Annotated in this window: 3 protein-coding genes and 2 pseudogenes; 1 reads left to right on the top strand and 4 read right to left on the bottom strand. The window is 64.4% G+C overall.

Features of this window, described 5'->3' with window-relative positions:
• The 4 genes and pseudogenes from prfB to V7E26_RS27445 all read right to left on the bottom strand — a co-directional run.
• Positions 1 to 1,013 (bottom strand): annotated as a pseudogene (gene prfB, locus V7E26_RS27460) (peptide chain release factor 2); the annotation flags it as partial.
• Positions 1,014 to 1,102: 89 nt separating this feature from the next.
• Positions 1,103 to 3,589, bottom strand: a complete 2,487-nt coding sequence (locus tag V7E26_RS27455) for a penicillin-binding protein 1A (RefSeq protein WP_324422402.1) — start codon at positions 3,587 to 3,589, stop codon at positions 1,103 to 1,105.
• Between the two features lie 168 nt (positions 3,590 to 3,757).
• Complete coding sequence (locus tag V7E26_RS27450; protein WP_324422400.1) at positions 3,758 to 6,283, bottom strand: penicillin-binding protein 1A; 2,526 nt, start codon at positions 6,281 to 6,283, stop codon at positions 3,758 to 3,760.
• Between the two features lie 256 nt (positions 6,284 to 6,539).
• Positions 6,540 to 7,886: an N-acetylmuramoyl-L-alanine amidase gene (locus V7E26_RS27445; RefSeq protein WP_324422398.1), complete on the bottom strand. Its 1,347-nt coding sequence runs from the start codon at positions 7,884 to 7,886 to the stop codon at positions 6,540 to 6,542.
• A gap of 722 nt (positions 7,887 to 8,608) precedes the next feature.
• Between V7E26_RS27445 and V7E26_RS27440 the strand changes: the two are divergent.
• A pseudogene (locus V7E26_RS27440) lies at positions 8,609 to 8,900 on the top strand (hypothetical protein); the annotation flags it as partial.

Raw genomic sequence — 8,900 nt, 5'->3', positions numbered from 1 at the left:
CGGTGCGCAGGTCCTTCACCATCTGGTAGGGCTGCAGCACATAGGAGCGGATCTGATGGCCCCAGCCGATATCGGTCTTGGCGGCCTGGTCGGCGGCGGCCTGTTCCTCGCGCCGTTTCAATTCGATTTCGTAGAGCCGCGCGCGCAGCATGTCCCATGCCTGGGCGCGGTTCTTGTGCTGCGAGCGGCCGGCCTGGCAGACCACCGCGACGCCGGTCGGAATATGCGTGAGGCGCACCGCGGATTCGGTCTTGTTGACGTGCTGACCGCCGGCGCCGCCCGAGCGCATGGTGTCGGTGCGCACGTCCGACTCCTTGATGTCGATCTTGATGCTGTCGTCGACGACGGGAAAGATCTGCACGGACGAAAACGAGGTGTGCCGGCGCGCGTTGGAATCGAACGGCGAGATCCGCACCAGGCGGTGCACGCCGGCTTCCGTCTTCAGCCAGCCATAGGCGTTGTGACCGCTGATCTGGATGGTCGCGGATTTGAGGCCGGCTTCTTCGCCGAGCGTTTCTTCCAGATACTCGATCTTGAAGCCGTGGTTCTCGGCCCAGCGCGTGTACATGCGCAACAGCATCGCGGCCCAGTCCTGGCTTTCGGTGCCGCCGGCGCCGGCATGCACTTCGAGATAGGAATCGAACTTGTCGGCTTCGCCCGACAGCAGCGCTTCCAGCTCGCGCCGCGCGACTTCCTTCTTCAGCGCCTTCAGCGCGTTCTCGGCCTCGACGACCACGCCTTCATCGTTCTCCGCCTCGCCGAGCGCGATCATTTCGACATTGTCGTCGAGCTCGCGCTCGACCTTGCCGATGCCTTCGAGCGCGTCCACCAGCGAGGTGCGCTCCTGCATCAACTTCTGGGCCTTCTGGGGATCGTTCCAGAGATTGGGATCTTCGGCGAGACTGTTCAGCTCGGCGAGCCGAGCCGTGGATTTCTCGACGTCAAAGATGCCTCCTCAGCAGCCCGACCGACTGCTTGATCTCTTCTACGAGGCGTTCGACTTCCGCGCGCATGGTATTTTCTGCTCTGCGGCCACCGACCGCCATTGGATTGACTTGCGACGGATGTAGCGGCGTCAGCCCCAAAGCGCAATCGGAAACGGCTAGTACAGCCGGCCGGTTCCCGGGCGCATGATCGAGTCCGTCTCCGGGGACATCGGCTGCTGCGGCAGCCGTCCTTCGCTGTCGGCAATGCCCACGTTGGAATAATTGTCCGACGGCGCGGTGCCCGGCTTGAAGGCCTCCAGGATGGTGCGGCTGCCGTCGCCCGGATTGGGCCGCATGCCGCTCTTGGCATCGACGCGCACCAGGCGGATACCGGGCGGCACCTTGAACGGGGTCGCCGGCTTGTCCGCGAGCGCAAGCTTCATGAAGTTCTTGACGATCGGCGCCGCGGTGTGACCGCCCTGCGCCGCCCGGCCGAGGCTGCGCGGCTTGTCGTAGCCGAGATAGAGCCCGACCACGAGATCCGCCGAATAGCCGATGAACCAGACGTCCTTTCCGTCACTGGTCGTGCCGGTCTTGCCGGCGATCGGCTTGCCCACCTCGCGCAGGGCCGACGCCGTGCCGCCCTGCACCACGCCTTCCATCATCGAGGTGATCTGGTAGGCCGTCATCGGATCGATCACCAGTTCGCGGCGATCCACCAGTTGCGGCTCGGCCTGATTCTTCCAGCCGTCCGGCGCATCGCAACCGCGGCACTCGCGCGCATCATGCTTGAAGATGGTGCGGCCGTAGCGGTCCTGGATGCGATCGATCAGCGTGGGCTTCACGCGGCGGCCGCCATTGGCGAGCATCGAATACGCCGTGACCATCCGCATCACGGTGGTTTCGCCGGCACCGAGCGAATAGGACAGATAGTTCGGCAGTTCATCATACACGCCGAAACGCTTGGCATACTCGCCGATCAGCGGCATCCCGACATCCTGGGCGAGCCGCACCGTCACGGTATTGACCGACCATTTGAGCGCTTCGCGCAGCGTGATGGGGCCGCGGTAGGAGCCGACCGAAAAATTGTCGGGACGCCAGACGCCGCCCTGGCCCTGCTCGATCTCGATCGGACCGTCGATCATGATGCTGGCCGGGGTGTAGCCATTGTCCATCGCCGCCGAATAGACCAGCGGCTTGAAGGTCGATCCGGGCTGCCGATAGGCCTGCGTTGCGCGGTTGAACTGGCTCTGGTCGAACGAGAAGCCGCCGACCATCGCCACCACGCGGCCGGTCCACGGGTCCATTGCGACCATGGCGCCCGACACTTCGGGCAATTGCCGCAGCCGATACTGGCCTTCGACCGCCTTGCCGTCCTTGTCGAACAGCGGGTCGGCATAGATCACGTCGCCGGGCGACAGGATTTGCGAGACCGCGACCGGCGCCTTGCCGCGAGCGGAAGCCGGCTTCGCCCATCGGGCGCCTTCCAGCGTGATCAGTCCGGTTTGCCGCTCCTTGGAGATGGCGCCGCCCAGTTCGCGGCCGGGCTGGAAGCCGATCCGCGCCGACTGGTCGGACGTTTCCAGCACCACGGCCATCCGCCACGGCGAGATGTCGGAGAGCGATTTGACGTCGGCGAGTTTGACGCCCCAGTCGCCGGAGATGTCGAGCTTGCTTGCGGGGCCGCGCCAGCCCTGCGCCTCGTCAAAGTTCACGAGGCCGGCGGCCACCGTCCTGCGCGCCATCACCTGCAGCTTCGGATCGAGTGTGGTGCGGACCGAGAGGCCGCCTTCGTACAGCTTCTTTTCGCCGTAGCGCTCGAAGATGTCGCGCCGGACTTCCTCGGCAAAATACTCGCCGGCGAAGGTATGGCCGGTGTTGGAGCGGCTGGTCACGACCAGCGGCTCCTTGCGTGCCTTCTCCGCGTCGGCCTGCTTGATCCAGCCGTTTTCCAGGAGGCGGTCGATCACGTAATTGCGCCGCTCGGTCGAGCGGTCGCGGTTGCGCACCGGATGCAACGTGCCCGGCGCTTTCGGAAGCGCAGCCAGATAGGCGGCTTCCGCGATCGTGAGTTCGTTGACCGATTTGTCGAAATAGACCAGCGACGCCGCGGCGACGCCGTAGGCGCCGAGACCGAGATAGATCTCGTTGAGATAGAGCTCGAGGATGCGGTCCTTTGAATAGGCCCGCTCGATGCGCATCGCCAGCAAGGCTTCCTTGATCTTGCGCGTAAAGGAGACCTCGTTGGTGAGGAGGAAGTTCTTCGCAACCTGCTGGGTGATGGTCGAGGCGCCCTGCGGACGACGGTTGGAGCCGAAATTCTGCAGATAGAGAACGGCCGCGCGCGCCATGCCGGTGAAGTCGATGCCGCCGTGCTCGTAGAAGTTCTTGTCCTCGGCCGCGAGGAACGCGTTGGTGACGAGTTTCGGCATCGCCTGGATCGGCAGGTAGAGACGCCGCTCCTTGGCGTATTCGCCGAGCAGCGCCCCGTCGGAGGCGTGCACGCGCGTCATCACCGGCGGCTCGTAGTTCTGAAGCTGCGAATAGTCCGGCAGGTCCTTGGAAAAATGCCAGATCCCGGCAGCGATTCCGGCCACGCCCACCAGGAACAGCACGCTGCCGGCCGCGAACAGAAAGCCGGTAAACCGCAACAGAAAGCGAATTATCAAGATTTCATTCCAACTGTTGCGTCGCCGTGCCGACGTTCGTTCTCACGCGCCAATCCTCCTACTACCCGAGGATTCGCCGTCTGACGCTATCCCATGTTCACATGGTCGAAATCGGGCAGTCCGCTTCCCTGCGGCAGGTCCCGGCCCGCCGGATATGGCGGACTACCAAAGTCCGCCGGGGCGCATGATGTTGCCGGGTTCAGGCTGCTGATATCCTTGCGGATATCCCTGTTGATATCCTTGCGAATATCCCTGCGGCGTCCGGCCGTCCGCGTCGGCAACGCCGATGGCGGCGTAGTTATCCGGCGGAGCAGTGCCCGGCTTGAACGCTTCGAGGATGGTGCGGCCGCCCTCTCCGGGTCCGGCGCGCATGCCGCTCTTGGCGTCGACGCGGACCAGCTTGATGCCGGCCGGCACCTTGAACGGGATCGGCGGCTTGTCGGCGAGCGCGAGCTTGAGGAAATCCTTGGCGATCGGCGCGGCAAGGTGGCCGCCGGTCATGCCGCGGCCGAGATTGCGCGGCTTGTCGAAGCCGACATAGATGCCGACCACGAGGTCCGGCGAGAAGCCGATGAACCAGGCATCCTTCTCGTCGTTGGTGGTGCCGGTCTTGCCCGCGATCGGCTTGCCGACTTCCTTCACCACCGTGGCGGTGCCGGCCTGCACGACATATTCCATCATCGAGGTGATCTGGTAGGCCGTCATCGGATCCAGCACCTGCTCGCGGCGGTCCACCAGTTGCGGCTCGTTCTGGTTCTTCCAGCCGCCGGGCGCGTCGCATCCGCGGCACTCGCGCGCGTCGTGCTTGTAGATCGTATGGCCGTAGCGGTCCTGGATACGGTCGATCAGGGTCGGCTTCACGCGGCGGCCGCCATTGGCGAACATCGAATACGCCGTGACCATGCGCATCACAGTGGTTTCGCCGGCGCCGAGCGCATAGGACAGATAGTTCGGCAGTTCGTCATAGACGCCGAAGCGCTTGGAATATTCGCCGATCAGGGGCATGCCGATGTCCTGCGCGAGGCGCACCGTCACGGTGTTCAGCGACTGCCGGAGCGCGTTACGCAGCGTCGTCGGTCCGCCGTATTTGCCGGACGAATAGTTTTCCGGACGCCAGACGCCGGCGCCCTGCCCCTGGTCGATTTCGATGGGAGCGTCGATCACCACGGTCGAGGGCGTATAGCCATTGTCCATCGCCGCCGAATAGACCAGCGGCTTGAACGACGAGCCCGGCTGCCGATAGGCTTGGGTCGCGCGGTTGAACTGGCTCTGGTCGAACGAGAAGCCGCCGACCATCGCCAGCACACGGCCGGTCCACGGATCCATCGCGACCATGGCGCCGGAGACTTCCGGCAATTGCCGCAACCGGTACTGACCTTCGACCGCCTTGCCATCCTTGTCGAACAGCGGGTCGGCATAGATCACGTCGCCCGACGACAGCACCTGCGCCACCGAGGTTGGGGTCTTGCCCTTCGCTGCGCCCGCGGCCGCCCTGGCCCAGCGCACGCCGTCGAGCGTGACAATGCCGGTCTGCCTGGCCTTGCTGACGGCACCACCGAGTTCGCGGCTTGGCTGGAAGCCGATCCGCGCCGACTGGTCCGACGTCTCCAGCACCACGGCCATCCGCCACGGCGAGATGTCGGAGAGCGCCTTGACGTCGGCGAGTTTGACGCCCCAGTCGCCGGAGATGTCGAGCTTGCTCACGGGGCCGCGCCAGCCCTGCGCCTCGTCATATCTGACGAGACCCGCCACCATGGTCTTGCGGGCCATGACCTGCATCTTCGGATCGAGCGTCGCGCGGACCGACAGGCCGCCTTCATAGAGCTTCTTTTCGCCATAGCGCTCGAAGATGTCGCGCCGGACTTCCTCCGCAAAATACTCGCCGGCGAAGATGTGCGCGCCGGTGCCGCGGCTGGTGACGTTGAGCGGCTCCTTGCGCGCCTTCTCCGCATCGGCCTGCTTGATCCAACCGTTTTCCTGCAGGCGGTCGACCACGTAGTTGCGGCGCTCCACGGCGCGGTCGCGGTTGCGCACCGGGTGCAGCGCGGCGGGTGCCTTCGGCAGCGCCGCCAGATAGGAGGCCTCCGCGATCGTGAGTTCGTTGACCGACTTGTCGAAATAGACCAGCGACGCCGCCGCGATGCCGTAGGCGCCAAGACCGAGATAGATCTCGTTGAGATAGAGTTCGAGGATGCGGTCCTTCGAATAGGCCCGCTCGATGCGCATCGCCAGCAAGGCTTCCTTGATCTTGCGCGTGAACGAGACCTCGTTGGTGAGGAGGAAGTTCTTCGCGACCTGCTGGGTGATCGTCGAGGCGCCCTGCGGACGGCGATTGGAGCCGAGATTCTGCGCGTAGAGGACGGCCGCGCGCGCCATGCCGGTGAAGTCGATACCGCCGTGCTCATAGAAGTTCTTGTCCTCGGCCGCGAGAAACGCGTTGATGACGAGCTTCGGCACCGCCTGGATCGGCAGATAGAGCCGGCGCTCCTTGGAATACTCGCCGAGCAGCGCCCCGTCGGAGGCGTGCACGCGCGTCATCACCGGCGGCTCATAGTCCTGAAGCTGCGAATAGTCCGGCAGGTCCTTGGAAAAATGCCAGATCGCGCCCGCGACGCCAGCCACGCCGACAAGGAACACGACCGTTCCGGCGGCAAACAGGAAACCCAAAAACCGGACCAGCAAGCGCATGTTCGAAGTTCCGTTCCAACCCTTAAGCGCCGCACTCAGCAGCGCCGGACTCACCGGCTATCCTAACGCGGCAATCCAGCCAAATAGGCTTGCCGCTACGCGGTCGAACAATAAAAAGGCCCGGCGGACAAATACTGACCAATTCCGAAGACCAGCAGTCAATTTCCTATAGCGGTATCGCTGTGGCCAAACTAGGGCTTGCGGCCCCGGAAGGCGGGCTTTTCAGGCAACTTTATGCGCAAGACGCGTCGATAATTCACTTGCCGGAACCGGCAGTTGCCAGCCGCTTAGCCAGGAACGTATCGATTGCCTGCGCCATCGAGCCGACCGTCTTGTTCCGCCAATTTTCCGACACGAGATGCTCAAGGTCGCCCTTGTTCGAGACGTAGCCGAGTTCGACCAGCACCGAGGGCACGTCGGGGGCCTTCAGGACCCGGAAACCGGCCGATTTCAGCGGATGCTTGTGCATCCGCACATTATTCTTCATTTCCCCCATCAGGATCCGCGCGAAACGGTTCGAGAAGGTCTTGGTCTCGCGCTGCACGAGGTCGATCAGGATATCCGCGACTTCGGTCGGCTCGTCGGTGAGATTGACGCCGCCGATCGCGTCCGACTTGTTTTCCGCATCGGCCAGCCGTTCGGCCTCCGAGTCGGTCGCCTTGTCGGACAGCGTATAGATGGTGGCGCCCTGGGCATCGCCCTCGCCGCGCGCCAGGGCGTCGGCGTGGATCGAGACGAACAGCGCGGCCGACTCGGCGCGGGCAACCTTCACACGGTCGGCGAGCGCAATAAACGTATCGTCCGTGCGGGTCATGACGACGCGATACTTGCCCGATTTCTCCAGCCGTTCGCGCAGCGCCAGGCCGAACGTCAGCACCAGATTCTTCTCCATGACATCGGCGCCGCCGGCCTGGGTGCCGTTGTCGACACCGCCATGACCGGGATCGACCACAATCACCGGCCGTTTGTCCAGCGGCCCTTGCGGCGTAGCGGCCGCGGCCGGTGCTTCCGGCCGGGCCGCCGTGGCATTCGCTTCGGCGATGCCCGGCCGCAGTTCGGGACGGCTTTCCGGCGCCAGCGACTGCACGAAGGCGGTGCGATCGGCATGCTCGAGTTCGATCACCAGCCGTGGCGGCTGGCCGTTCGCCGCCTCGAGCACATAGGATTTGGCAATTTTGGCCGGCGCAGTCAGGTCGAACACGATTCGCGACCCACCCGGCATGACCAACCCGTAACGGAATGCCTTGACGAGCCCCCGCCCCGACGCGCCGACCCCGGAGGGAAGCTGGAAATTGAGCTGGGGAAGGTCGATCACGACGCGGTAGGGATCCGCCAGCGCGAAGGCGCGGAATTGCACCGGCTTGTCGAGGTCGAGAATGAAGCGGGTCTGCCTGTTGTCCCCGGCCAGCCGTGCGTCAGACGCGACCGGAAAATTCGTAGCCGCCGTCGGGCTTGGAGCGGTAACGGGAACGGACCCTTGCGCCGCCGGGAGTGGAGCCAGACCCTGGGCCACAGCGGAGCCGGTGATCTGGGTGCATAGCAATGCTGCGGCGCACAAAGGGCCACATCCCAGCAAAACGAGATGATTTGCGCGGCTCGCCAACGATTCGGTGCCTCCGGAGGAGCCTTCCATTACCGCATTAGGCTCACAGGGTTAATCGGACCTTAAGACACGTCCAGTGAAAAGAAGCCAGTGTTGCCGCAGCGCGACGCCATCAGGAGGGTTCCCCGCCGCTTCCCTTGCACGCAGGCGCCAATCCACGTATGTACGGGGGGCTGACGGCTAATACTCCCGGTTGTGTCGCGTTCAGCCTCCCGGTGCAGCGCCGGAACCTTCGAAGCCGAAGGAACCTGCGTCTTTCCCGATCCCTCCCCAGCCAGCGCTGCGCGCGGCTGACATGGAGCGGCGGTTTCGAGCCCGAGCGGCGTCCGATCCCAGGTACTTTTCCAGGGACGGTTTGAGAACACGGCAAAACCGATTATCCGGACCCCACGGTCCGATATGCGATGGCCGGCGGGCGTTTCGGCGCCGAACCGGGGCTTTCAGCGATAGATGCGGCGGTATCATTCTCCGCCAACATGTTCAGACGGGCCGACGCTTGATGCGCCAGACTGTGTTGCCGACCAGGATCCACGGAACGATCGCGCCGACGCGAGGCGAAAGCTTCGCACGTCGCATTGCTCTGGTGGGCCCACGTTCGGCGCGGCGCCAAGAAGTGCGTTTTGGCCTTCCCCTCACCCCCGAATCAGGTGGACCGTCGCGTCACCGGGCCGCGCAATTTGCGCGCGCCATGCACCGCGCCCGCCGCCGTCAAGAGTTCCAAAATGCCCAACAAGATGTTGATCGACGCGACCCACCCGGAAGAGACCCGGGTCGTCGTGGTCCGCGGCAACCGCGTCGAAGAATTTGATTTCGAGACCGCCCAGCGCAAGCAACTGCGCGGCAATATTTATCTCGCCAAGGTCACGCGCGTAGAACCGTCGCTGCAGGCGGCGTTCATCGAGTATGGCGGCAACCGCCATGGCTTCCTGGCGTTCAGCGAAATCCATCCGGACTATTATCAGATCCCGGTCGCCGACCGTCAGGCGCTGATCGAGGCCGACGAACGCGCCCACC

This window comes from Bradyrhizobium sp. (assembly GCF_036735945.1).
Classification (GTDB): domain Bacteria; phylum Pseudomonadota; class Alphaproteobacteria; order Rhizobiales; family Xanthobacteraceae; genus Bradyrhizobium.
This window is presented reverse-complemented; position numbering and strand designations above follow the sequence as displayed.

Bases quoted from the DNA above. Each gene is read 5' to 3' on its own strand.
- V7E26_RS27450 (WP_324422400.1), bottom strand. From the start codon at position 6,283: ATGCGCTTGCTGGTCCGGTTTTTGGGTTTCCTGTTTGCCGCCGGAACG.